This is a genomic window from Microbacterium testaceum (assembly GCF_029761935.1).
GTDB classification, from domain to species: domain Bacteria; phylum Actinomycetota; class Actinomycetes; order Actinomycetales; family Microbacteriaceae; genus Microbacterium; species Microbacterium testaceum_A.
In genome coordinates this window covers 1,801,963-1,826,105 of the sequence record NZ_CP121699.1, presented here as the reverse complement: position 1 = coordinate 1,826,105, position 24,143 = coordinate 1,801,963, and the positions used below count along the sequence as shown (strand labels likewise).

20 protein-coding genes are annotated in these 24,143 nt (G+C 70.5%); 6 read left to right on the top strand and 14 right to left on the bottom strand.

What is annotated here, in order from left to right; translation table 11 throughout:
• Positions 1–1,242, bottom strand: coding sequence for an LCP family protein (locus QBE02_RS08850; RefSeq protein ID WP_279365397.1), 1,242 nt, complete (start codon positions 1,240–1,242; stop codon positions 1–3).
• Between the two features lie 208 nt (positions 1,243–1,450).
• Between QBE02_RS08850 and QBE02_RS08845 the strand changes: the two genes are divergently transcribed.
• Complete coding sequence (locus tag QBE02_RS08845; protein ID WP_279365396.1) at positions 1,451–5,023, top strand: S8 family serine peptidase; 3,573 nt, start codon at positions 1,451–1,453, stop codon at positions 5,021–5,023.
• 57 nt (positions 5,024–5,080) lie between these two features.
• Here QBE02_RS08845 and QBE02_RS08840 read toward each other — a convergent pair whose 3' ends face one another.
• From QBE02_RS08840 to QBE02_RS08830, 3 genes are all read right to left on the bottom strand, one after another.
• A complete protein-coding gene (locus QBE02_RS08840; protein ID WP_279365395.1) occupies positions 5,081–6,103 on the bottom strand; it encodes a pirin family protein in 1,023 nt (340 codons plus the stop codon).
• Positions 6,100–6,438, bottom strand: coding sequence for a GNAT family N-acetyltransferase (locus QBE02_RS08835; RefSeq protein WP_279365394.1), 339 nt, complete (start codon positions 6,436–6,438; stop codon positions 6,100–6,102). Before QBE02_RS08835 ends, QBE02_RS08840 begins: the two co-directional genes overlap by 4 nt.
• Positions 6,439–6,523: 85 nt before the next feature.
• Positions 6,524–7,045, bottom strand: coding sequence for a CGNR zinc finger domain-containing protein (locus QBE02_RS08830; protein ID WP_279365393.1), 522 nt, complete (start codon positions 7,043–7,045; stop codon positions 6,524–6,526).
• Positions 7,046–7,070: 25 nt separating this feature from the next.
• Between QBE02_RS08830 and QBE02_RS08825 the strand changes: the two genes are divergently transcribed.
• Both QBE02_RS08825 and QBE02_RS08820 read left to right on the top strand, forming a co-directional pair.
• Positions 7,071–7,265: a hypothetical protein gene (locus QBE02_RS08825; protein ID WP_279365392.1), complete on the top strand. Its 195-nt coding sequence runs from the start codon at positions 7,071–7,073 to the stop codon at positions 7,263–7,265.
• Positions 7,266–7,317: 52 nt separating this feature from the next.
• A complete protein-coding gene (locus tag QBE02_RS08820) occupies positions 7,318–8,730 on the top strand; it encodes an FHA domain-containing protein (RefSeq protein WP_279365391.1) in 1,413 nt (470 codons plus the stop codon).
• A gap of 110 nt (positions 8,731–8,840) precedes the next feature.
• Here QBE02_RS08820 and QBE02_RS08815 read toward each other — a convergent pair whose 3' ends face one another.
• From QBE02_RS08815 to QBE02_RS08770, 10 genes are all read right to left on the bottom strand, one after another.
• The gene (locus QBE02_RS08815; RefSeq protein WP_279365390.1) at positions 8,841–10,169 is read right to left on the bottom strand and encodes a S8 family serine peptidase; all 1,329 of its coding nucleotides are present in this window, start codon (positions 10,167–10,169) and stop codon (positions 8,841–8,843) included.
• Positions 10,166–11,494 (bottom strand): type VII secretion protein EccB, encoded by a 1,329-nt coding sequence (gene eccB, locus QBE02_RS08810; RefSeq protein WP_279365389.1) that lies wholly within the window; start codon positions 11,492–11,494, stop codon positions 10,166–10,168. Before eccB ends, QBE02_RS08815 begins: the two co-directional genes overlap by 4 nt.
• 3 nt (positions 11,495–11,497) lie before the next feature.
• Positions 11,498–12,832, bottom strand: a complete 1,335-nt coding sequence (gene eccD, locus QBE02_RS08805; protein WP_056225862.1) for a type VII secretion integral membrane protein EccD — start codon at positions 12,830–12,832, stop codon at positions 11,498–11,500.
• Between the two features lie 77 nt (positions 12,833–12,909).
• Positions 12,910–13,197: a WXG100 family type VII secretion target gene (locus tag QBE02_RS08800; RefSeq protein WP_056225865.1), complete on the bottom strand. Its 288-nt coding sequence runs from the start codon at positions 13,195–13,197 to the stop codon at positions 12,910–12,912.
• On the bottom strand, positions 13,194–13,514 hold the full coding sequence (locus QBE02_RS08795) for a WXG100 family type VII secretion target (protein ID WP_056225868.1): 321 nt from the start codon (positions 13,512–13,514) through the stop codon (positions 13,194–13,196). The genes QBE02_RS08800 and QBE02_RS08795 overlap by 4 nt, the downstream gene beginning before the upstream one ends.
• Positions 13,515–13,558: 44 nt before the next feature.
• Positions 13,559–14,962: a hypothetical protein gene (locus QBE02_RS08790; RefSeq protein WP_279365388.1), complete on the bottom strand. Its 1,404-nt coding sequence runs from the start codon at positions 14,960–14,962 to the stop codon at positions 13,559–13,561.
• Entirely contained in the window at positions 14,959–16,272 is a 1,314-nt protein-coding gene (locus tag QBE02_RS08785) for a S8 family peptidase (RefSeq protein ID WP_279367877.1), read from the bottom strand. The genes QBE02_RS08790 and QBE02_RS08785 overlap by 4 nt, the downstream gene beginning before the upstream one ends.
• Entirely contained in the window at positions 16,272–16,658 is a 387-nt protein-coding gene (locus QBE02_RS08780) for a hypothetical protein (RefSeq protein ID WP_279365387.1), read from the bottom strand. Before QBE02_RS08780 ends, QBE02_RS08785 begins: the two co-directional genes overlap by 1 nt.
• 128 nt (positions 16,659–16,786) lie before the next feature.
• Entirely contained in the window at positions 16,787–17,065 is a 279-nt protein-coding gene (locus QBE02_RS08775) for a WXG100 family type VII secretion target (RefSeq protein WP_056228207.1), read from the bottom strand.
• A gap of 38 nt (positions 17,066–17,103) precedes the next feature.
• Positions 17,104–17,415 (bottom strand): WXG100 family type VII secretion target, encoded by a 312-nt coding sequence (locus QBE02_RS08770; RefSeq protein WP_055831852.1) that lies wholly within the window; start codon positions 17,413–17,415, stop codon positions 17,104–17,106.
• Between the two features lie 291 nt (positions 17,416–17,706).
• On the opposite strand from QBE02_RS08770, the gene QBE02_RS08765 reads away from it, so the two are divergent.
• Genes QBE02_RS08765 through eccCa form a run of 3 tightly spaced genes read left to right on the top strand, consistent with a single transcriptional unit; the run spans position 17,707 to position 24,076 of the window.
• Positions 17,707–19,071: a hypothetical protein gene (locus QBE02_RS08765; RefSeq protein WP_279365385.1), complete on the top strand. Its 1,365-nt coding sequence runs from the start codon at positions 17,707–17,709 to the stop codon at positions 19,069–19,071.
• On the top strand, positions 19,068–20,075 hold the full coding sequence (locus QBE02_RS08760; protein ID WP_279365384.1) for an RDD family protein: 1,008 nt from the start codon (positions 19,068–19,070) through the stop codon (positions 20,073–20,075). Before QBE02_RS08765 ends, QBE02_RS08760 begins: the two co-directional genes overlap by 4 nt.
• Entirely contained in the window at positions 20,072–24,076 is a 4,005-nt protein-coding gene (eccCa, locus tag QBE02_RS08755; protein WP_279365383.1) for a type VII secretion protein EccCa, read from the top strand. Before QBE02_RS08760 ends, eccCa begins: the two co-directional genes overlap by 4 nt.
• The last annotated feature ends 67 nt before the right edge of the window (positions 24,077–24,143 follow it).

The window sequence follows — 24,143 nt, the reverse complement described above, 5'->3', positions numbered from 1 at the left end:
TCAGTTCACGACGCCCGCGCTGCAGGTCTGCTGCGCGGCGCTCGATCCGGTGATGGCGGGCGGGAGGGCGACGGCTCCCGTGTTCGGATCGACCTCGCCGGGCTCCGGCGCGGGGCCCTCCGTCGGCGCCGGCTGTTCTCCGGGGGCCGGCTCGGCGATCACCGTGCCGTCGTTGACCGCCACGCCTCCGGTCACCTCGATCGACCGGTTCTCTCGCAATGCGTCCCAGAGCACCTCGGCCGCGGCGTAGTCGGGCGCCACACGGTTGATATCCGAGCGGGCCTCGACGGTCGGGTACTGCACGAAGACGATGTCTTCGAAGGGCACGTCCTTCACCGCGGAGGCGACCTGGACGAGGGTCAGGGGGTTCGTGAGGCTCTGCGTCGGCGTGACGTTCCGAAGGCCCGTCGAAGCCAAGCGCAGCACCGTCGAGGGGTTCGACAGCACCTCCTCGCTGACGAGCTTGCGCGCGAGGCGGGACATGTACTGCTGCTGGTTGCTCACGCGCGCCAGGTCGCTGCCGCCCACTCCGTATCGGGTGCGCAGGAACTGCAGCGCCTCGAGGCCCTGGATGCTCCGCGGTCCCGCTTCCCAGTCGATGCCCGTGTTCGCATCGCGCATGTCGCTCGCGAGGCAGATCTCGACGCCGCCGATCGCGTTGGTGATCTCGATGACGCCGCCGAAGGTGACCATGGCGCCGAATTGGATCTGCTGGCCGCTCATGTCGGCGATGGCGGTGATCACGCACGAGAGTCCGCCGTACGTGTAGAGCTCGTTGATTTGCAGGGTGCCGCCGCCGAAGCGGCCCCCGTCGGCGGTGTCGCACGCGGGGGCGTCGAAGATGAGGTCGCGCGGGAACGAGACGACCGTGACCTTCCGGGGTTCCTCCGAGATGTGCACGAGGATGTTCACGTCGTTCAGGCGTCCGCCCGCGTCCGCACCCTCGCACCGGTCGCCCAGGAGGGCGATGAGCTCTTCTTCGCACTCGTCGATGCCGACGAGCATCATGTTCACGCCGCCCGAGAGCGCCCCGAGGTCGGGCGGGACGGCCGGCTGATTCTCGACGACCACGGCTTCTTCGACGAAGTCGGCGGTGAGGTCGTACGCCGTGTAGGACACGACTCCGATCACCGCGACGGCGCCGACCACCGCGGCGACGGCGAGGAGCTTCGCGAGCTGGCCGAACGGGTTCGGCAAAGGCAAGCGGGCGTGCTGCGCGACGGTGCGACGGCGCCGGGGCATGGCTCCTCCTCGGGTTTCGTCGAGTCTAGGGGGACCGGATGCCGGGACCCCGGCGCGACGACAGGGGGGGGGCGAAGCGAGGGTCGCCGTTTTCGGACCCCGTCCAAACTGAACGTTGGTGATGAAACCTCTCTGAGTTATGTTTGTGCAACGCGCGCCACCGATGTCGCGCAGATCGCTCAATTCATCCCCCCGTTTGGAGCGCACGATGGGTCGAACCCTGCGTTCGGTCGCGGCCATTTCCCTGGCCGGACTGTTCACCGTTGCCGGAGCCACAGCCGTTCAGGCTGCCGACGTGGGCGAGGAGGTGACGCCTCCCACACCCATCGAATCCGCGACGGGCCGGTACATCGTGGTCCTCGACGAGGCCCCCGTCGCCACGTACCAGGGCGGCGAGCCGGGCCTCGACGCCACGAAGTCCGACGAGGCGCGGCTCGATGCCGACTCCCCGCAGGCGCGGAAGTACTCCGCCTTCCTCGAGGAGCGTCAGCAGAACGTCGCCGACGAGGCGGGCGTCCGCCCCGATGCCACCTACACGATCGCCGTTAACGGCTTCAGCGCGAGCATGGACCCGAACCAGGCCGCCAAGCTCGCCGCGACCAAGGGCGTGCAGAAGGTCGTCCCCGACGAGATTCGCCACCCGGTCGCCGTCCCCTCGACCGAGTTCCTCGGCCTCGAGGGCGACAACGGCGTCTGGCAGAAGATCGGTGGCGTCGGTTCGGCCGGCGAGGGCGTCGTCGTCGGTGTCGTCGACACCGGCATCGCGCCCGAGAACCCCGCCTTCGCGGGCGAGCCGCTGGGCACCACCGCCGGTTCAGAGCCGTACCTCGACGGCAACGACGTGGTCTTCCGCAAGGGCGACGGCACCGACTTCCGCTCCCCGCGCGTGGCCGAGGGCAACGGGTGGTCGCTGTCGGACTACTCGACCAAGCTCGTCGGCGCCCGGTACTTCGACCAGGGTGCCGCCGCCACGGGCTTCACCTTCGAGGCGGACTACCGCTCGCCCCGCGACGGCGACGCGCACGGCTCCCACACCGCCAGCACCGCGGCGGGCAACAACGGAGTCGACGCGAGCGTCGAGGGCATCGATTTCGGTGCGATCTCGGGCGTCGCCCCGGCGGCCAAGGTCGCCGCCTACAAGGCGTGCTGGGCGGGTCCCGACCCGCTCGTCACCACCGACGACGTCTGCGCTCTGAGCGACCTGCTCGGCGCGATCAACGCCGCGGTGTCCGACGGCGTCGACGTCATCAACTACTCGATCGGCGGAGGCGCGGCCACCACCACGCTCTCCCTCGAGGACCAGGCGTTCTTCAACGCCGCCGCAGCCGGCGTCTTCGTCTCGGTCTCGGCCGGCAACTCCGGCCCCGGCGCTTCGACCGCCGACCACGCCTCGCCCTGGTACACCACCGTCGCGGCATCCACGATCCCGACCTACGAGGGAACCGTGAAGCTGGCCGACGGGTTCCAGGCCGCGGGGGCATCGGTGTCGGTGCGCGAGGGTCAGGACGTGACGGCACCCGTCGTCTACGCCGGCGACATCGCGGCATCCGGAGCCGATCCCGCGAACGCCGCGCTGTGCCTGATCGGGTCGCTCGATCCCGCGAAGGCTGCCGGCAAGATCGTCGTGTGCGATCGCGGTCAGAACGCGCGCATCGAGAAGTCGCAGGCGGTGAAGGATGCCGGTGGCGTGGGCATGATCCTCGTCAACGTCACGCCGGCCTCGGTCGACAACGACTTCCACTCCGTGCCCACCGTGCACATCGACGCGCGCTACCGCGACGCGCTGCTCGCCTACGTGCGCGGCACGGCGGACGCCACCGCGACCCTCGTCGGCGAGAACGTCACGGGCGAGACGACGCCGACTCCCCAGGTCGCGGGCTTCTCGAGCCGCGGACCGATGCTCGCCGACGGCAGCGACATCCTGAAGCCCGACGTCTCGGCTCCGGGTGTCGCGATCCTCGCGGCGGCGGCCAACGCGCCCGGCGCCACCCCGACGTTCGAGTTCCTCTCGGGCACGTCGATGTCGTCGCCGCACGTGGCGGGACTCGGGGCCCTCTACCTGGGCGAGCGCCCGCTGGCCACTCCTGCCGAGGTGAAGTCCGCGATGATGACCACCGCGTACGACACCGTCGACGTCGAGGGCGCTCCGGCTCAGGACCCGTTCGCGCAGGGCGCGGGCCACGTCGATCCGACGAAGTACTTCGATCCGGGTCTGCTGTACCTGAACGGTCCGGCGGACTGGGCGGCGTTCCTCCAGGGCAAGGGCCTCGAGGACTTCGGCGTCGCCCCGATCGACGGCAGCGATCTGAACCTCGCGTCGATCTCGATCGGCTCGCTCGCGAAGCCGCAGACCATCACGCGCACGGTCACCTCGACGAGGGCCGGATCGTTCTCGGCATCCATCGACGTCCCCGGAGTGGATGCCACGGTCGAGCCGGCCACGCTCGAGTTCGCCGCGGCGGGCGAGCAGAAGACGTTCACCGTGACCTTCTCGCGGACGGACGCGGCTGCGGAGCAGTGGACGAGCGGGTTCCTCACCTGGACCGGCGACGGTACGCAGGTGCGCTCGCCGATCGCGATCCGTCCGGCCACCGCCGAGGCTCCGGCCGAGGTCTCGGGCACCGGTCTGTCGGGATCGACGTCGGTCGAGATCCTTCCGGGCGTGGGCGGCGAGCTGCCGCTGAGCGTGTCGGGTCTCGCGGCCCAGACGCTGCTGGCCGATCCGGACAACCCGGTCGCCGGTCACAGCGGTAACCAGGACTCGGGCGACGCCGACGGATACGTGCGGTGGACCGTCCAGGTGCCCGAGGGGACGACCCTCTCGCGCTTCGACCTGGACTCGTCGGACGACACCGGCAGCGACCTCGACTTGTTCGTATCGCGCGTGGTCAGCCCCGACGACCTGCGGTACTACGAGCGGTTCACCTCCGCGACGGCCTCGGCCGACGAGCGGGTGACACTGACGAACCCCACCGCCGGCACGTACCTGATCGAGGCGAACCTCTACTCCTCGACCGGACCGTTCACGTGGGACATGACCTACGCGAACGTCACCCCCGGCGGCGAGGGGCAGCTGACGGCGACGCCGAACCCGATCCCCGTGCAGCAGGGCGCCGCCGTCTCGTACGACCTGTCGTGGCAGGGGCTCGCGCCCCAGACGCGTTACCTCGGTGTCGTGCGGTACGGCGACTCGGACGTGCAGACGGTGCTGACCGTCGACTCGGGCGAGGCTGCTCCGGCCGTGGTCGAGGCTCCGACGGTGTCGGGCACGGCCAAGCTCGGTCGCACCCTGACCGCGACTCCCGGCACGTGGAACCCGGCCGATGTGACCACCGCGTACCAGTGGCTGCGGGACGGTGAGCCCGTGAACGGCGCCACCTCGGCGACGTATCGTGTGCAGCGCGCCGACCTCGGCCGGGTGCTCAGCGTGCGCGTGACGGCGACGGCACCCGCCAACGGTCTGACGGGCACCGCCGACAGCGCCGGCGTGCCGGTCGTCGTGGGCTCGTTCACGACGGTGAGCGTCGACCCGTGGGTCGGTCGCACCGGTGACGCGTACACGCTCACCGTCAAGGTGCGGCCGCTGAGCGGACCCGCGCCCCAGGGAGACGTGACCGTCACGGTGGCGGGCAAGGAGTACGTCGCCACCCTGCAGGACGGGAAGGCCACCATCGTCCTCGACCCGCAGACGCGCGGCGTGAAGCTGGTCAAGGCCGTCTACGGCGGCAGCGCGACGGTGGAGGCCTCGCGCGCCAGCAGCGCGTTCATCGTGTTGCGTTAGTCGTCGCCGAACCATCGCGGCGCTCGGGCTTCGGCCCGGGCGCCGCGAGTGGTCTTGTCAGCCCCGCCGCTTCCGCGGCGTGAGCCGCACCGCCGGTAGGGGAGGAGCGGGAATCCGCTCGGGGCCGTGGTCGATCACGGCCCCGAAGCGCGGCGCCTGGGCTTCCCACGCCTCGCGTGCCTCGACGATCTCGTCGTGAGACCGCCCCACGAAGTTCCACCACATGACGATGTCGGCCTCGAACGGCTCCCCGCCCAGCAAGAACACGCGGGCGCCCTCTGCACTCCGCAGCTCCAGGTGGTCGCGCCCCTTGCCGAGATAGACCAGCCGCGAAGGGTCCAGGGATGCCGTGGGCCCGGCTTCGGGCGTGGAACCCGGGCGTCGCGCGGCGTCGGCATCGGTGGCATCCATCCCCGTCACCGCCTCGGCGGTACCCGTCATGCCGGAGACCGCGTACTCCCAGTCGGGGTGCAGGGGGATGCGCACGGCGACACCCGGCGGCAGGCGCAGCTCGGCCCCGACGATGGGCGTGTGGACGGTCGCGGGCGAGGCGACTCCGTCGAGCTCGCCCATCACCACGATCGCGTCGGCCCCGTGGCCCAGATCGAGGACGGGGAGGTCCTCGTGGCGCTCGAAGGCCGGAGCTCCGTGCCGCCGGGTCTCGGGCAGCGCCACCCAGAGCTGCAGGGCGTCGAGGGGGATGGGCCCCTCACCGACCGAGTACTCGGAGTGCGCGATGCCCGCGCCACTCGTCATGAGGTTCAGGGCGCCGGGACGCACGATGACGTCGCTGCCCACGGCATCCCGGTGTCTGACCTCACCGATGATCGGCCACGTCACCGTCTGCAGCCCGATGTGCGGGTGCGGTTCGACGCGCATGAGCGTGTCCTGTGGGCCGAAGCGGTCGAGGAAGCACCACGCGCCGACCATCGGCAGGGCACGGTGAGGGAGGGTGCGGTGGACCTCCATTCCGCGGACGCCTCCCAACGGCACCTCGCGCGCTGCCACGATGAGCGCGCGCGGACCGTCGCACGCGACCGGACCCTCCGCCTCGGGAGGCTCGACGTCGAGTCGCGTCACGAGGGTTCGCCGGGGCCCGCCGAGTCGGCGGCGTCGTTGTCGTTCGGCCACTCCACGACAAGGCCGGGCACATCGTGCTCGCGCAGGTAGTGCGCGACGAAGGGGCAGGAGGGAATGACGCTGCCGCCACGACGAGCCAGGTCGGAGAGCGCCTCGCTCGCAAGAGCGGAGCCGAGCCCGCGCCCCTTGTAGGAGGGGTCGATCTCGGTGTGGGGGAGCACGGTGCGGTCGTCGTCGATCGCGCGGAACTCGAGGAAGCCGCCGAGCTCGTCGCCCACGTGGATCTCGTAGCGGCGGGCGTCGTCGTTGCGGGTCACGGTCAGTTCGTCGGCCATGGGGTCTCCTGTCGTCGGTAACGACAGCAACGTACGTGTGAGGGCGGATGTTCCGCCATCCCCGCGGTGCCTCGGCCGTCGTTTGCTAGGACGCCTCGCGCGCTCGATGGCGGCGCACGGCGGCGCGGTTGGCGCAGCGCACCGAGCAGTACCGCTGCCGGCCGTTGCGCGTGACGTCGACGACGACGTTCGTGCACGGTTCAGCGGCGCATCGGCCGAGCCGGGTCATCCCGCGCGTGACGAGGTGCAGAGAGGTGCCCACCGAAATGACGGCGGCGAGCACGCGGGGGAGCGCCTCGTCGCTGTCGCGGTAATGCAGGTGCCACCCCTCCCCGTCGTGGTCGGTGAGGCGGGGGTATGCCGTCACGGCCGCCATCTGCGCGTTGAGGAGAGCCGCGCGGGCGTCGGGGTCGGTCTCGTCGACCACGCGGAGCCACTCGTCGATGACGGCGCGGGTGCGCGGATGATCGTCGGATGCCGCGGGGAAGGTCATCGTCATCCCCATCTCGATCGTGCGCGCTTCGATGCCCGCGCGGTCGGCGGGCCAGTCGTTCGCCAGCGATGCCGCGAGCAGGACGGCGTACTCCCCGTAAGGGTTGAGATGCATAACGGCATTACATCACGCTGGATCCATGACCGCCCCGCACACGATCCCCCTGGCCCCCTCGGCATCCGTCCACGAACACGCGTGGGTCACGGAGTCGATCCACCTCACCAGCGACGGGCGCGTGCGGTACGTGCTGTGTGCCGGGTGTTCCGTGCGACGCGTCGACGTCGACGCGGCCGCGGTCGTTCCCCCGACCGCACTGACGCGTGAAATCGGCTGACGGCACACCGCGCCGCACGGTAGCGTCGAAGCAGACTGCTGACGGGGGACGCATGCTTGTTCTGAGCCTGATCGCGGCGATCGCGGGTGCGATCCTCGTGCCGGTGATCGCGCTGCACGTCTGGTACGCCATCGGGTTGTCGCGTGTCTTCGCCACGCACGGGGGAGAACCCTGGCGCGCCTGGATCCCGCTGGTCAACGAGGCCGAGCTGTTCCGCTTGGGGCGGCTGGACCCGGTCCGCGCCGTCCTGCTCGTGGTTCCCGGCGTCAACATCTACGGTCTCGTGCTCAAGGCCACCGCCGCTCACCGCCTCGGCCAGACCGCGGGGCGCGGCGCCGGCACGACCGCTCTCGCGGTGATCTTCCCGCCCGTGTGGGCGACGATCCTCTCGGCACGCCCGCGAACGGATGCCGCGCCTGCCGGCGACGTCGCCGACGAGAGCCCGATCGTTCTGAGCGAGACGGCATCCGGCCCGATCACCACCATCCCCGGTACGAGCGCGGCCGAGGTCGCGACCGCGGGACGGCGACGTTCGACCGCCGTCGCGGCTGAGCCCGTCGCGGTGCCGGTGCTACCCGGTCCGGTCGACATCGATGACGACGTCGAGCACACGTCCCTTCACCCGTCGCGGCGTGCCGCTGCGGAGGCGGCCGCCGTGGACGCCGCGGAGTCGGGTGCCATCCCCGCGGGGCCTCAGGTGCCCGCGGCTGCTCCGGGCGGCGAGCCGCCGCTGACGCGCGCCCCCGCGATGCCGATCGCAGCCGCGGCCCTCGACACCGGCGCTGCGGGGGTGGTTCCTCCCGCCGCCTCGCGGGCCTCGGCGCCCGTGAGCGCGTCGGCGGAGGTGGCGACGGGCGCACCGGCGGAGACCCCTGCTCCCGAGCCGGACGCGGCTCCCGGTTCGACGGTGACGGCTCCGCCGTCCCCCGCGGCCGCCTCCGCCGTGCCGCCGGTCGACGCCGGACAGCGGACTTCCTCGGCTCCGAATACGACCCCCGCCGTCGACGACACCGGCATCGATCGGGTGGGCGAGACGACGGATGCCACGGCCGCTCCCCGAACAGACGGTGACTCCGCCCCCGCTGCCCCCATCGACGAGTTGACGCAGACGGCGCGCCCGCGCTCGCGGCGACGCGGGGAATGGACCCTGGCCCTTCCCGACGGCAACCAGGTCGCGTTGACCAGCCGCACCGTGATCCTCGGACGGAAGCCCGGCAGCGGAGAAGACGCGGTGCAGTACATCGCGGTCGCCGACGACACGCGCACCATGTCGAAGCAGCATGCACGCCTCGAGTGGACCGTCACCGGCTGGAGCATCACCGACCTCGACTCGACGAACGGCGTGACACTCATCCACGACGACGGGCGCACCGAACGGGTCGGCGGCGGGGCGACCGCGATCGCGACCTCGCGCTTCCGCCTCGGTGACGCGAACATCGAGCTGCGGCCGGCATCGGTGGCCTGAGCGCTGGGTCCGCGACGGTGTCGCAATTCGCAGTACCGCTCCGCTGTTCGCGCTGACGACCGGCGCCGGATCTCCACGCTGACGGGCTGCCGGCGCGGCGCGGGCGCCGGCTACTCCTGCTCTTCTGGCCCGTAGAGGCCACGGCCCGTGGGTGCTGCGCGCCGGGGAGCTGTCTCTTCGCGGCGACGGCTGACGTAGATCGCCAGAGCCCCGATCGCGCCGAGGGCGATCAACCCGGCGACACCGATCCCGGTCGCGGTCGTGATGGCCGCGGCATCCGGTCCGGGTCCGATGACCACGGCGACGGGCTCCGGCGTGGCGCTCGGCGAGGCGGAGGGGCTCGCGGCGACGAAGGGGCTCTTCGGACCGCGCAGGCCGGTACCCGGAACCAAGACAATCGCGTCGTAGGGCTGCACGACGCCCCACCCCGAGATGTTGGAGCGGATGTCGGGCTGCGCGCGGACGGCGGTCGCTTCGAGCCGGTACGCCCACTGCACGGGGGTTTCGGAGGGATGGGCGGATGCCACGAGAGCCGCGGCCGCAGAGACGTACGCCGTCGCCCAACTGGTCGCCGGCTCGTCAGCGCCGACGACGCAGTCGCCTCCGAGCGGCCACGACGAGGCGATGGCCTGGCCGGGCGCGGACAGGCTCACGTGGGGGCCGTGGATGCTCGCCGTGGTGACGACTCCCTCCGACCCGACCGCGGCGACGCCGATGACTCCGGAGAAGCCCGCCGGGTAGCGCGCTCCGTCCTTGTCATCCTGCTCGGGGGAGTCGTTGTTCGACCGGTTGCCCGCGCTGGCGACCACCAGACTGCCGCGTTGCTGCGCGTAGGCCACGGCATCCGCGAGGGTGGCGTTCTTCTCGCTCGTGCTGATCGAGACGTTGATGATTTGCGCGCCCTGGTCGGCGGCGTACCGGATTCCCTCGGCCAACCGTTCGGTGTTCGGTCCGAAGCCCGCCTCGACGAGCTGCTTCTCGATACCGGCGTAGACACGAACGGGCAGGATCTTCGCGTCGGGGGCCAGGCCTTCTACGCCGGAGCCGGAAATCAGCTGGGCTGCGATCTGGCCGGCGATCACCGTGCCGTGCGCGTAGTTGTCGGTGCGGCCCGCCCCATCGGTGCCGTCGGGCACGAGGTTGACGCCCGGGAGCACGATCCCGTCGAGGTGGGGATTCGCGGCGACACCCGAGTCGACGATGGCGACGGTGACACCCGCCCCCCGGGTGAGCGGCCAGGCCGACGAGCTCTGCAGCGAGGAGAGAGCCGCCGGGGTCTCGGGGACCCGCGTGGAGGCCGTGCACTGGCTCTGCGTGGTCGCCGCCACGACGGTTTTCGAGGGTCCGGCGGCGGACGCGGGGGAGGGGATTCCGATCAGCAGGATCCCCGCGGCAGCCGCGACGGCGGCCACTCGCGCGGCGCGTGAGCGCAGGGTCACTTCGTCTCCGGCGTCTGCTGCGCGGCGCTCTCACTGAGTGAGGGACCGGTACGCAGAAGCGCGGTCCACCCGTCGGGGATCGAGCCGACGTCGTTCGTCGAGTAGCCGAGGCGGGCGATGGTGTCGTCGGTCGCTCCCGGGAGCGGGAAGGCCGTGCCCGTGGCATCCACCAGCGTCAGGATGCTCGTGTTGTCGTCACCGCGGCCTCCCGCTCGCACGAGTGCCCCGTGACTGGGGTCGACGCGCACGCCCGCGGTGACGGCCGTGGACGACGGTTGCGTGGCGAGGGTGGTCGTGGCCTGGCCCTCGCCGCCGGTGAGCACGGCACAGGGGCGCTGGCCGGCGGCGACGGTTTCGAAGCCGACGGGGGGCCACTCGTCGCCGAGACCCTGCTTGGCTGTGGCGAGCCCGCGGATCTCGTCGGCCGTCACCTCGGTGACCTTGCCCTTCAGCGCTTCGCCGCTGCCGAGCTGGTAGAGCTGCCACGCGAGGGGCGAGAGCGATTCGAGCACTCCGCCCGTCTGAACGAGGAAGCGCTCGTCTTCGGGGGCACCCGCCTGACGGATGACCTGGCCGACGCGCAGGGACGTGTTCGCCACGGGCTGGCCGTAGTTCTTCAGGGTGATCGGGGTGAGCGCCGTGCCGGCGGTGAAGAGGTCGAGCCAGGATGCCGGGACGGTCACGGGCGACAGCGAAGAGATCCCGGCGGCGCGCAGCACCGCGTCGGCGACCTCGCTCGACACGGCGAAGCTGCGGCCGCCCTGCACGACGTGGAGGATGCCGTCCACCGACACGACGACGGCGCGGTCGGTGGCGGGGGTCGGGCCCGCGGCGGACGAGATGCGCACATCGAGACCGGCGTCGTCGGACACGCAGGCGCTCCAGCCGGTGTTGATGAGGCCCGACACCGGGGGCAGCTCGTCGGGCGCCCCGGTGATGCCGAGGGTGTCGCCCACGGGGGTCCCGCCGAGGGTGGACGAGTCGGTCGAGATCACGCCGTACTCGTTCGCCGGAAGCAGCAGGCGGGCGCTGGCGGTGTTGATCACGGGGTGGAGCACGCCGTCGACCGTGACGAAGCGGGCGCCCGTATCGGAGACGAGGACGAGCTTGCCGTTCTCCCAGCCGGTGGGCAGGCCGGGGCGGATGAGGCCGTAGAAGACGCCGACGAGCACCACGATGACCGTGAGCGCGATCGCGGCGATGACCGCCCGCAGGGGCGAACTCGGCTGAAGCTCTTTTCCTCCCGGGGCGCCGCTGACGAACGCGGTGAGGAGGCGTCGGCGCGAGAAGTTCTGCGCCTCGATCAGGTCGCCTTTGGTGGCCATGCGTCAGGCCAGACCGGACGAGATGACCGCGAGGGGCAGGAGAGCGGCCAGCACGAGGAGCTCGGCCGTGTCGGCGAGACGGATCAGCCGCAGCCGCGTCTTGGGGGCGAGCAGCGTGACGGTGACGACGCAGACGGTGGCCACCGCGAGCACGACCAGGATGCCGACGCGCAGGCCCGGTTGCGCGAGCGAGGCCACGACCCCGGCGACGACGAGCCCGATGATGCCGGTCGCCATGACGGTCAGTACTCCGGAACGAGCGAAGGTCTGGCGCGAGGGGAACATCATGCCCGCGAAGGCGAGAGCGCACACGAGGGCGCCGGTCGCGTTCTGCGCTGCGACGAGAGGCGTCGCCACGAGGACCGCCGCGGCGAGGGCGAGGCGCAGGCCGATCAGGATGCGCTTGCCCTGGGCGACGCGGGCGGCGATGTCGTCGGCGTCGATCGGCTGGGGGTCGGCGAACATCTCGGCGTCGCTCTGGGGGGAGACGACCCGCAGTCGCGTCGTTCCGAGAGCGAGCCACGGCAGCGCGCCGCCGAGGGTGGCGATGACGCCGACCATGAGCGTCCAGACGGCGGCCGCCGGGAAGAACGCGGCGAGGGTTCCGGTAACTCCGATCGCGCCCCCAGCGACGAGGGGCGCGAGCTGGAGCTCGGCACGGTCGCGGGTGAGGGCGAGCGAGACGCCCGCGATGAGGAATGCGCCGCCGCCGGCCGCGGCCATCGGCCATCCCCACATGGTGAGCGAGGCCGGGACGGCGATGAAGCCCGCGACGGCAGCGAAAATGGATGCCGCCATCCCCAGCCCCTGACCGGCTTCACGCTGGCCGAGTCGCGACACGACGGCCGAGACGACGAGCAGGACGACGGCCCCGCCGCCCGCGACGAGGGCGCCGAAGGGAAGGGCGCGGCCGGCGGCGAGGAGGAGGACCGCGCAGACGCCGAGGAGCGCCAGGCTGACCGCCAGGGCCGTGCGCGCGTTGTCGCGCGTGGTCCACGGGCGATTCTGCTGGGTGGTGGCGTCGATCACGGCCTCGACGATGTCGTCGTAGACGCGCGGTTGCGCGACGAGCCCGCCGCGGACGAGGGTGAGGACTTCGCCGTCGACGATGCCCTGCGCGGCGGCCCCGCGCGAGGGGTCGACGCTGGTTCCGTCGGAGCGCTGGAGCGCGTAACCCGCCGAGGTCATCGACGGGTCGAGCACACCGAGAGACCGTGCGAAGCCCGGTAGGAACTCGATGACCGGCACCTGCGCGGGAATCGCGATGTCGAGTCGGCGTCCCTCGCTCTGCACCGACAGCCGCAGCAACGCTCGTGTCGCATTCATGACGTCAGCCATCTGCGGCCCCCTCTTTCCGGACCGAAGCCCCCTGCGGTCAGACCCCGAAATCCTATCGGTGGGTCAGGGGTCGGATGTCAGTGGAAACGCGCCGCCGACGCGCGATCGGCGGAAACGTAGTCGTCCGCGATCGAGTCGGTGGCGTTCGAAATGCGCTGGAGCACGTCGCGCATCTGCTCGAGCGTGGCGCTCCACTGCTGCTGGGCGTTGTTGTACGCCGCCTGCGCCGCGCCCTCCCACTGTCCCCGCAGACGAGTGACCTCGCTGTCGAGACCGCTCAGGGTCGAGTCGATTCGCGCACTCTCGGAGCGGAGTCGAGCAGCCGCAGCGTGCAGCGACTCAGGGGTGACGCGGAAGTCGCTCATGACTGGCCTCCCAGCATCGTTCCGAGACCATGGATGGTCGTGCGGTGTTCTTCTTCGACGGCTTCTTGGTCGCGGGCCGTGGCCTGAAGCGCGGCGCTGAGGGTGATGAGCACGTCGTTCAGCTTCCGGGCTCCCGCCGTCCACTCCTCGACGAGGACGCCGTAGGAGCTTGCTGCGTCGCCCGACCAGTTGCCGCGCAACTCGTCGAGTTCCGCGAGCACCCGCCTGGTGCTGTCGGCGATGTCGGCGTGAGCGCCGTTCACCACCTCGGAGCCCCGGGCAAGGGCTCCCTCTTCCGCGGAAATGCGGTCAGACATGTCGTCTTCTCCTGTCGGAACCGTTCGATGTGTCGATAGCCGGATCACTCGTCGCGTCCGCCAGCCTGGGCGTTCTGGGAGCGGGGGCCGATCTCTTCATCGTCCTCCATGCGAGGAGCGATGGGACCGCCGAGCCCGCGGGATGCGTCGTCGCGACGGTCGGAGCGAGAGCCGGGCCCGCCCATTCCCCCGACGCCACGGCTACCGGCACCGGCGCTGCGAGCCCCACCGCCAGCGGCTGCGCCGCCCGCCGAGCCTCCGCCACCGACGCCACCGGCTCGCATACCCGCGCCCTTCGCCGTCGATTGTGCGGGCGCGCCGCCTCCGGCAGCACCGCCCATTCCGCCGACGCCACGAGTACCGAGACCAGATCCGGCAGCAGCAGTCTTACCGAGCAAGCCACCTGAGCGACCGGCTGCACCGGAAGCTGCCGTTCCGCCGGCGCCGCTGAACAGGCTGCCGCCCGGAGCGCCCGCGCCACGCGCAATGCTGCCGAGTGCGGCCGCACCGCCACCGCCGGCGATCAGACCCGCGCCGAGACCCGAGCCGATGCCCGCTCCCGCGCCGCCGGAACCCCCGAGAAGGCCTCCTCCGGGCGCCGAGGGGATGGCCCCGGGCAAAGTCGGAGTGCCGATGATCGAGCCGTCCGGAGTGGGCTCGGGCTTGATGTTGTCGAGATCGATGATGGGAATGTCGCCGTGAATAGGGCCATGCGGTCGCGGCCCGATCTCGATCGGCAGCGGCATCGTGTGGTACTCGGGCTGCGGCTCCCCGCTGTCGACACCACCGGGGTCCGTCACGGTGGGGTTCGGGTTCCACTGGGGGTACTGCTCGATGCTGCGGCCACCCGAGCGGCCGCCGCCACCGCCGCCGCCACCGCTGCTGCCGCCCTGGCCGCCGCCGTCATCTACCTCGTCCTCGAATGATTCCGGTCGGAATATGGGGGGAGTAGTGATCTCAACCTTGTCCAGGTCGTCTGCGGCCGTCATCATCGCCGCCTGGGCTGCGTCTTCGCGGCGCTGCGCCAAGTACGAATTCGCTAGTCCGACAGCACCCTCCCCGGCCAAGAAAGAAATCGGCCCCAGCATGAAAGTCGTCCCCATGGCGGCCCCGCGAACGACCATCTCCTGCTGACCGTTCATACTCCCCGCGGGGAGCGCCGCCAGAGCCTCCCGGGCATTGTCCCGAATGCGGTTTGCATCCTCGATGCCCTCGGTCAGGGGACCAGTGATGTAGTCGATCTGCTTCTGAATTTCGCTGGCATTGTGCGTGAACGCGCCTGCGGCGGCGTCTCCCGCAAGACCCGCAATACCGGGTTCTTGAGCGACTCGTCCGACGACGTCTTTCAGTGTCGACAGCGCGCTATTCAATTCGGCATACGAGGTGAGACCCCACGGGATGGTGGGCTCGACCAACTCACGGAGACTCTCTTCCCAGGGGCCGGTCATGCCGCTTGCTCCTTCCGCGCCTTCCGACGCTGACTGCTGATGATGAGAACGGTGACGACGATCGCGACGACGACGATCGCCACCAGACCGACGACCACCCAGAGGACAATCGTCGACACGTCGAGCAAAGACGTTCCGGATGCTGCGGAACCGTTCTGCTCGAGAAGCTGATCCGCGGAGCTCGGGCGCTTTTCGGGGCTGTAACCGTTGGCTTGCGCGGTGGCGATCTGCTCCGCGGTGGGCGCTCCGAACCCGAACGCCTTATCCATGAGGGGGTTCGAGTCCGGGAGAGTGAGCGGATCGACGGCCAGAAGAGTCGACAGCCACGCGGCCCCGTAGCCGTAGCCATCATCCGTACGGGAGGGAGTGTGCTGCCCGCCATTCGTCGTGGAGATCAAGGCCTGAAGAAGCTGGTTCGCCGAGGCATCCGGGGTCTTCTGCGACGCAAGCGCCAGCATCCCCGCGACGATCGGGGACGCGAATGACGATCCCGTTCCGGTGCCTCCCGTCTGCCAATCCCCCGACTTGCCGACAGCCGGGAGGCGGAAACCCGCCGCTACCACGGTGGTTTGCGGGATGACGAACGGGGCGCCGTCAAGCTGTTGCAGGTTGCCGTCGCGGTCGACGGCGGCTGTGGACACCACGCCGTTGTACGCCCCCTGGTCACCTTCTCGCGCCCCAAGCTGGCGCGGATTGATGGAGGCGGAGACGATGACCGCTCCGCGCGCAAGGGCATAGGCGATCGCCGGGGCATCGTCTTTTCTCGCCGAGCCGCCGATGGCCGTGTAGATGATCTTCGCGCCGTCGTCGACGGCCATCTTCACCCCGGCGCCGAACGCTGTCAGCTTGTTTCCGTCAGCGGTCTCGCACTGAGGTCCATCGTCCGGACCGTAGCCATAGAAGGTCAGGTCCGCATCGGGAGCAATTCCTCGCACGGCCCCCGCGCCGGTGCCGTTTCCGACGATATATGCAGCCATCGTCGTCCCGTGAATGGATGCATCGTTGGCGTCTGTCGTTGTCACAGCCGGCTTGTTTACGCACACCGGACTCGCCGACACGTGAAGGTTGGTTCCCTGAAAGACGGGCAGATCAGGATTGATCTGTTTCTCCAGCACAGCGACTTTCACACCTTTACCCGTCAGCCCCGCAGTGTGCGCCTGATCGATCCCGTACTCCCCCCACCAAAATTCAAAATTCTGTTGACTAGTCGCCTCTCCGGTGGAGGCGGCGACCGCAGGTGCCACTGAACCGCCGATGAGGCAGAGGAGCAGGGTGGAAGCTGCGACGAGGCGCGCCAAAACGGGCTTCATCACTGGGGCGCTCCCAGTGCGGAGCGCACGCCAGCCGCGCCCCCGTTCGATGGGGTATCAGTCGCGAGTGTGGAGGCGGCCTCAATCAAAGATGCCGTTTGATCCGCCACCGCTGCACTCAGCTCGTCCCGTTCGCGAAGGGTCGCGACCGCGGTCGCGAGAGCCTGCGCGTTCTTCCGGACGTATTCCTGCACCGACGCGACCTCGGCTGCCAACTCCTGCGCGCGCGTACGGACATGAGCCACGAAACTCTCGGCTGCCGAGCCTTGAGAAGGGCCATCCACCTGACATATGTCACTCTGCGACGGGATGTCGTCGGCCACCGAGGTGACCAACTGCGCGTTGTAGTTGGCGAGGTCGCCGTCGAGGCGGATCACGTTGCTCATGAGGATCACTCGTTTCTTCGCGATCGAGAGGGTGCTGTCCGACGGCTGACGCCGCCGAAAAATGTGGAGCGGCCCGAACCGGCCGCAAGAGCCGGCGGCCGCCTCAGCGACCGCCGGCTCGAGGCGACTCAGACGAAGCGGCCGGCTGCGGACTTGTCGGTCGAGGTGTAGCCCTGGGCGATCTCGTCGGTCTTGCCGGCGATCTGCTGCAGGAGCTCGTTCAGGCGGGTGATGGACTGGGTCCACTGGGCCTGAGCCTGGTCGTAGGCGGTCTGCGCCTCACCATCCCACGAGGAGCGGAGGGCGTTGACCTGCGACTCGAGCTCGTCGAGGCGGGTGCGGATGCCGGAGGCACCATTGCGGATCTGACCCGAGAGCGCGATGACCTGCTCGGGACGAACGGACATGGACTGCATGAGAGTTCCTTCTTTCGTGTCGAGCGGGGTCAGCCGAGCAGGGAGCCCAGGTTGCCGATGGTCTGCTGGTGCGACTCTTCGGACGCGGCCTGGTCGCGCTCGGTGCCGCGGAGGGCATCCTCGAGCGTGACGAGCACGTTGTTGAGCTTGGTGGTCTCTTCGTTCCACCGCTGCATGAGCTGCGTGTACGAGCCGGCTGCGGCGCCGGTCCAGAAACCGGCCACCTGGTCGAGCTCGGTGCGAACCTTGCGCACCTGCTCGTCGATGCCCGACTTCGCGGTGTTGACCGCTTCGGCCCCTCGACGAAGCGCACCCTCCTGGGCTGCGATGAGATCTGCCACTGTGTCTCCTCGATGTTCCTCCGGGCGCGCCCGGGCGTTGCGGATCGAATACGCGCACGGGAATAGATGACCCGCGCACGGCGTCGATGGAGGAACCGGAGCCCCCCACCGGACTTCGAACTTACGTAAAGCATCCCCCCGGTTCAAGCCTCTTGCGCATTTTGAAAGATGACAAAACTCTCATCTTTATCCCCGGTGAACGGTGGAAAGGCGAACACGGCTCCGCGCGGGACGGATACGCTGGTGCGGTTGCGGCCTGCGGGTCGGAGAGCGCGAGAACGAGGGGGACCGTTGAGCGCAGAGGTGATGCAGGGGCGTCGTGTGGCGCTCATCGATGGCGAATCCCGGTTCGACCTGGTCGTTCCTCTTCGCGCCCGCGTCGACGACGTCCTCCGCGCGGCCGGGTCCGACACCGCCCGCGGCACCCGCGTCGTGGGGATCTCGGGCCGCGAGATCGACCGGTCGACGGCGATGACCTCTCTGGAAGACGGAGTGGTCCTCGTGCTGGTCGACCCCGGTGCCTCTCTTCCCGACGCTGTCGCCCGCGCCGCTGCGGCGCCGAGCGCGATGCGCGTCTCGGCCGCGTGGTGGGTACTCGCCGCGGGCGGTGGCATCCTGGCCCTCCTCCGTCTTGTCGGAGGCGATGGCCTTCCGGCCTCTGTGCGCGGGCCCGTCGCGGTGCTCGCGCTCCTCGCCGCCCTGTCCGCGGGCGCGGTGTTCGCGCTGCGCGCCCGTTCGCGCACGCCGATCCTCGCTCCCGTGGTGGGGGTGATCGGTCTGGCTTTCGGCGGCGGTGTCGCGGTGGTCCCCGGCCTCCCCGCCTCCGCCCCGCTCGTCGCGATTTTCACGGGTCTTCTGTCGGGGGCCGTCGTCGCCGGCGTCGTCGGGGTGCTCGGCGCCACCGAGACCTTGCGGGCGCAGAGTCGCACGGCGACGATCGTGCTCGCCGTTCTAGCCGCCGTCTGGGGCCTCTCGCTGCTGATGCACCTCGACCCGTCGGCGCCGGCCGCCGTGACCCTCGGTCTGGTCCCGGTGGCGCAGCGCGTACTGCAGTCGAGCCTCGTCGACGTGGCCCCCGGTACGTTCATCGACTACGGCCGTTTCCAGAGCACGCGCTGGACGGTCCGCCAGAACCTCCCCGACGAGGTCCGCACCATCGAAGCCGACGACGCCGACGCGCTGGTCGAACGCTCCACCGCCCGCCTCACGATCGGTGTGGTCTTGCTGATCGCCGCCGGCGCGGCCAGCGCGTTCACCGCGCTGCCGACCTTCGACACCGACAATCCGGTCGTCCTCGGTGGGCGCATCGCTCTGGCGACGACCGTCGTCCTCGCCCTCCTGCTCAGCTCCCGCCGCAGCACGGTGCCGTTCCTGCGGTGGGTGGAGCGGCTGGGGGCGGCCGCCGTGGTGGTCGCCGTGCTGATGGCGTTGCTGCCGAGGGTCTCTCCCGACATGCTGGTCGTCTTCGCCGGCATCCTCCTGGTGGCCGGTCTGGGGTCGGCTCTGCTGGTCGTCCCCGTCGGTCGCGGATTGCGTTCTCTGGGCTGGTCGCGCACCGGCGACATCTTCGAGGCGCTGGCGACGGCGCTGTCTCTTCCGGCGGGCATGCTCGCCGCCGGAGCGGTGGAGATCGCGCGTGCGATGATGGCGACATGACGCAGCTGACGCCGTTTGGCGCGCCCGCGACGGTGGGGGTGCGCGTAGGAGCCTTCAGTGTCGACGCGGCCCTCGTGGTCATCGCCTCGGGCGTGGCATCCCTTCTCGCTTCTCCCGTGCTGGGAGCGGTGATCGCCGCTGAGGCCCTGCTCGGCCTGTGGATCCTCCAGGCGCGACGTGGCGTCACGCCGGGGGCCCTGCTTTTCGGGCTGCGCACCGCGCGCGCCGAGGAGCCCGTCGTGCCCGGTGCCGGTCGCGCCTTCGTCCGGGGCCTTCTCGTGCTGTTGGGCGGCTTCGTCCTCCTCGCCGGCGCGTGGGTCGTCGTCGCTTCGGCGGCGTTCGACAAATCGGGCCGTCGGCGCTCCTGGGCCGATCGCGCCGCGGGAACCGTTCTGCTGTCCGTGCCCCGCGGAAAGCAGACTCCGGATGCCGACGAGCCCCGCAGTCTGTCGGAGCCCACCGTCCAGCGCACCGGCGCAGCCCGCGAGCCGCTGCGCATGGATTCGTCGGCGGCGGCCCTTCCGCTCGCGCAGGCGTGGGACGCCCCCATCATCGCGATCGAGGCGCCGAGCGTCGCGGGTGAGCGGCCCGCGACCATCGCCCCCGAGCCCGTCGCCCCGTCGCCGGCTGCCCCCGCGCGCAGCCCGGGCGTCGGCCGCGCGCAACTGCTCGTCGTCTTCGACACCGGCCAGCGCGAACAATTCGACCTCCCCGCCGCCGTCAACTTCGGTCGCGCTCCCGTCGCGGATCAGCCGAACGACGTGCTCATCTCGGTCGACGACCCCGACCGCCTCATCTCGAAGACCCACCTGCGTCTCGAGCACGACGGCGAGACCGCGTGGGTCACCGACGCCGGATCCACGAACGGATCGGAGCTGATCGACGACGACGGCACCGTCCACGTGCTGCGCCCCGGTTCCCGCACCCTGCTCGAGGAGGGCACCCGCGTGCGCCTCAGCGAACGCGTCTTCACCTTGAGTCGTCTGATCGGAGGTCCGGTGTGAGCACGGGTCCGCGCATCGCCCCGCCGTCCTTGCCCAACGGGCGGATCGTGCTCCAGCCGCCACCCGAACTCGTGCCGAACGAGGGGGGCAGCGGCATCCTGACCTCCCTCCTGCCGATGCTCGGCAGCGTGGGCGCCATCGTGATGGTGACCATCTCGAACAGCGGGCCGACGGGCTTCCTCATCGGTGGCATGTTCCTGCTGTCGTCCCTCGGCTTCGTGGCGGTCAACGGGTGGCGTCAGCGCGCCCAGCGCAATGCGCAGGTGCTCGGCAATCGCCGCGAGTACCTCGCCTACCTGTCCGACCTGCGTGACACCGTGCGCGTCGCGGCTCGCAAGCAGCGCCGCCATGGCGGGTGGATCATGCCGGCCCCGGCCGCTCTGCCGTTCATTGCCGAGGAGCGCTCGCGCGTGTGGGAGCGCCAGCCCGGCGACGAGACGTTCCTCCTCGCCCGCATCGGCGTCACCGACCAGCCGCTCAGCCTCACGCTCGAGGCGCCCGAGCTCCCGCCCCTGGCCCAGCTCGACCCGGTGGCCGCCTCGGCCGCGCACCGCTTCATGCTGACTCACGAGATGCAGCGCGATCTGCCGCTGGGGTTCCCCCTCGGCGACTACTCGCGCATCGAGCTCGTGGGCTCCGACGAAGACGCCGTCCGCAGTCTTGCGCGCTCGCTGGTGGCCTCCGCCGCGACCCTGCACGACCCCGAGGACGTCATCATCGCGATCCTCGCCGGTCCCGCGCAGATGCCCGCGTGGGACTGGGCCAAGTGGCTCCCGCACGCGATGTCGTCGCGTGTGCAGGACCGGCTCGGCCCCGCGCGCATGATCTCGGCATCGCTCGACGAGCTCGTCGACATGCTGCCCCCGCAGCTCTCCACTCGTCCCCGCTTCACTCCGGGCGGGGGAGTGACCCCGCACGTGGTGCTCATCGTGGACGGGGTCGAGATCCCCACGAACAGCCCGCTCGTCGGCCTCGAGGGTGCGCAGGGCGTGACCGTGATCGACCTGCCCCCGCGCTGGGACGAACTCGACGACCCCCACGTCGCGCGCGTCGCGCTCGCAGAGGCGCCCGTTGTCGCGCGGGGCCGTCGCTCCGCGTCGAAGCCGGTCGTCGCCCCCGCCGAGTTCATCGACGGAGCGGGTCGGGCCCAGACCTTCATTCCGGATGCCATGACCATCGCCGAGGCGGAGGCGACCGCCCGTCGGCTCATGCCGCTGCGGCCGGCGCCCATGGTCGTCGTCGACGCGCCGACCACACAGGGGCAGCTGGAGCTCACCGAGCTGCTCGGACTGCCGGACGTTCGCACGGTGAACTTCGATCAGGCGTGGGCGCGCCGCCTCGAGCGCGACCGCCTGCGCGTGCCGATCGGTCAGGAGCCCTCGGGTACCCCGCTCATCCTCGACCTCAAGGAGTCCGCGTCGCAGGGCATGGGCCCGCACGGCGTCATGGTCGGCGCGACCGGTTCGGGTAAGTCCGAGGTGTTGCGCACGCTCGTGCTCGCGCTGGCGATGACGCACTCGCCCGAGCAGCTGAACTTCGTGCTCGTCGACTTCAAGGGTGGCGCGACGTTCGCCGGCATGGCCGAGATGCCGCACGTGTCGGCGGTCATCACCAACCTCGGCAGCGAGCTCGCGCTCGTCGACCGCTTCCAGGACGCCCTGCAGGGAGAGGTCGTGCGGCGCCAGGAGCTGCTGCGCGCCGCGGGCAACTTCGCGAACGTCGGCGAGTACGAGACCGCGCGCCTCGGCGGTCGGTCCGACCTGGCCCCGTTGCCGGCCCTGCTCGTCGTCGTCGATGAGTTCTCGGAGCTGCTGACGGCCAAGCCCGAATTCGTCGACAGCTTCCTCAACATCGGTCGCGTCGGTCGATCCCTGCACGTGCACCTGCTGCTGGCTTCCCAGCGCCTCGAAGAGGGAAAGCTGCGCGGTCTCGACACGTACCTGTCGTACCGGATCGGTCTGCGCACCTTCTCGGCCGCCGAATCGCGCACGATCATCGGAACCCCCGACGCATACACGTTGCCGCAGGAGCCCGGAGTCGGATTCCTCAAGAGCGACACCGAGAATCTCGTGCAGTTCCGCGCGGCGTACGTCTCGGGCCGCCCGAAGGGCAACGCCCGTCTGAACGTGGACGACCTGGAGTCCGGGTCGACGGGCCCGGCCCGCGTCGAGGTGTTCACCGCCCTCGCCCAGCCCGACGACGAGCCGGTCGAAGAGAATACGGATGCCACGCCCGCGGCGCTCGCCACCCCGGCCACCGACAAGCGCTCGACCTTCCAGATCGCCGTCGACCGCATGAAGGACCGCGGACCCGAGGCGCACCAGGTGTGGCTGCCGCCGCTGGCCGATCCCGCCCCGCTCGACGAGCTCATGCCCGACCTCGCGGAGGACCCGGCCCTCGGACTCGTCTCGCGTCGTTGGCGCGAAGCGGGAGCGCTCACCGTGCCGATCGGCGTCGTCGACATCCCCCTCGAACAGCGTCGCGATCACCTCACGGTGTCGCTCGGAGGCGCCGCCGGTCACGTGGCGATCGTCGGCTCCCCGCTGAGCGGAAAGTCGACCCTCGCGCGCACCCTCGTCTCGGCCCTGGCATTGACCGGAACCCCGCAGGAGTTCCAGTTCTTCGTGCTCGACTTCGGCGGCGGTGGCTTCACCGCGATGCAGAAGCACCCGCACATCTCGGGCGTTGCCACCCGCACCGAGCCCGAGGCCGTCCGCCGTGCGATCGCCGAGGTCGAGGCCGTGCTCGACGCGCGCGAGCAGTATTTCCGCCGCAACGCCGTCGACTCGATCGAGACCTATCGCTCGCGGCGGCGCGACGGGCGTCTCGACGACGGGTTCGGCGACGTGTTCCTCATCATCGACGGCTGGTCGACGCTCCGGTCGGAGTTCGAGCCGCTCGAGGCGCGAGTGCAGACGATCGCCGCTCGAGGCCTCAGCTTCGGCGTGCACGTCGTCGTCACCGCGAACCGGTGGCTCGAGATCCGCGCGAACCTCAAGGACCTCATTCAGACGCGCCTCGAGCTGCGCTTGGGCGACCCCACCGACTCGGACGTCGACCGCAAGCAGGCGGCCAACGTCCCGGTCGGCCAGCCCGGCCGCGGTCTCGCCGTGTCGAAGTTGCAGATGCTCACGTCCGTCCCGCGCATCGACGGTTCGGACGACCCCTCGACGATCGCCGACGGTGTCGCCGACATGATCGGCAGGATCACGAACGCCTGGCACGGGGAGCCGGGGCCGAAGCTCCGCCTCCTGCCCGAGAACATCTCGCTCGACGAGGTGCGCGCCCTCGCCGAGCCGGGCGATCGCCGGATGCTGCTCGGCATCGAAGAAGCGCAGCTGTCGCCCTTCGGCATCGACCCCCGCGTCGAACCGCACCTGTTCGTCTACGGCGACTCGGGGATGGGCAAGTCGTCGTTCCTGCGCGGCGTGGCCAAAGAGATCCAGCGGCTGTACACGCCCGCCGAGGCGAAGATCTTCGTCGTCGACTACCGCCGCGCGTTGCTGGGCGAGATCCCCGACGAGTACCTCGGCGCGTATCTCACCTCGCACGATCTGGCCACGGGTGGGATGAACGACCTGTCGCAGTATTTCTCGACGCGCATCCCCGGGCCCGACGTCACACCGACCCAGCTGCGGGAACGCAGCTGGTGGAAGGGCGCCGAGGGGTTCATCCTCATCGACGACTACGACCTGGTCGCCACCAGCCAGGGCAACCCGATCGCGGTGCTGCAACCCCTGCTGGCCCAGGCCGGCGACCTCGGTCTGCACGTCATCCTTACCCGCCGTTCCGGCGGTGCCAGCCGTGCCGCGTACGACCCGATCATCCAGCGCTTCACCGACCTGGGCGTCACCGGCATCCTGCTCGGTGGAAACCCCGAGGAGGGGGCGCTCATCGGTCGAGTGAAGCCGGAGCGAGCGGCCCCCGGCCGTGCGCAGATCGTCAGCCGCGAGCAGGGCCTCCTCGCCTCGCAGCTGGTGTTCGCGCCGCCCACGCACTGATCCGACGATCCTTCACAGGAGCGTCTTCCGCCCCGGCCTCCCCCGATGGATGCCGGGGCGGTGTGCG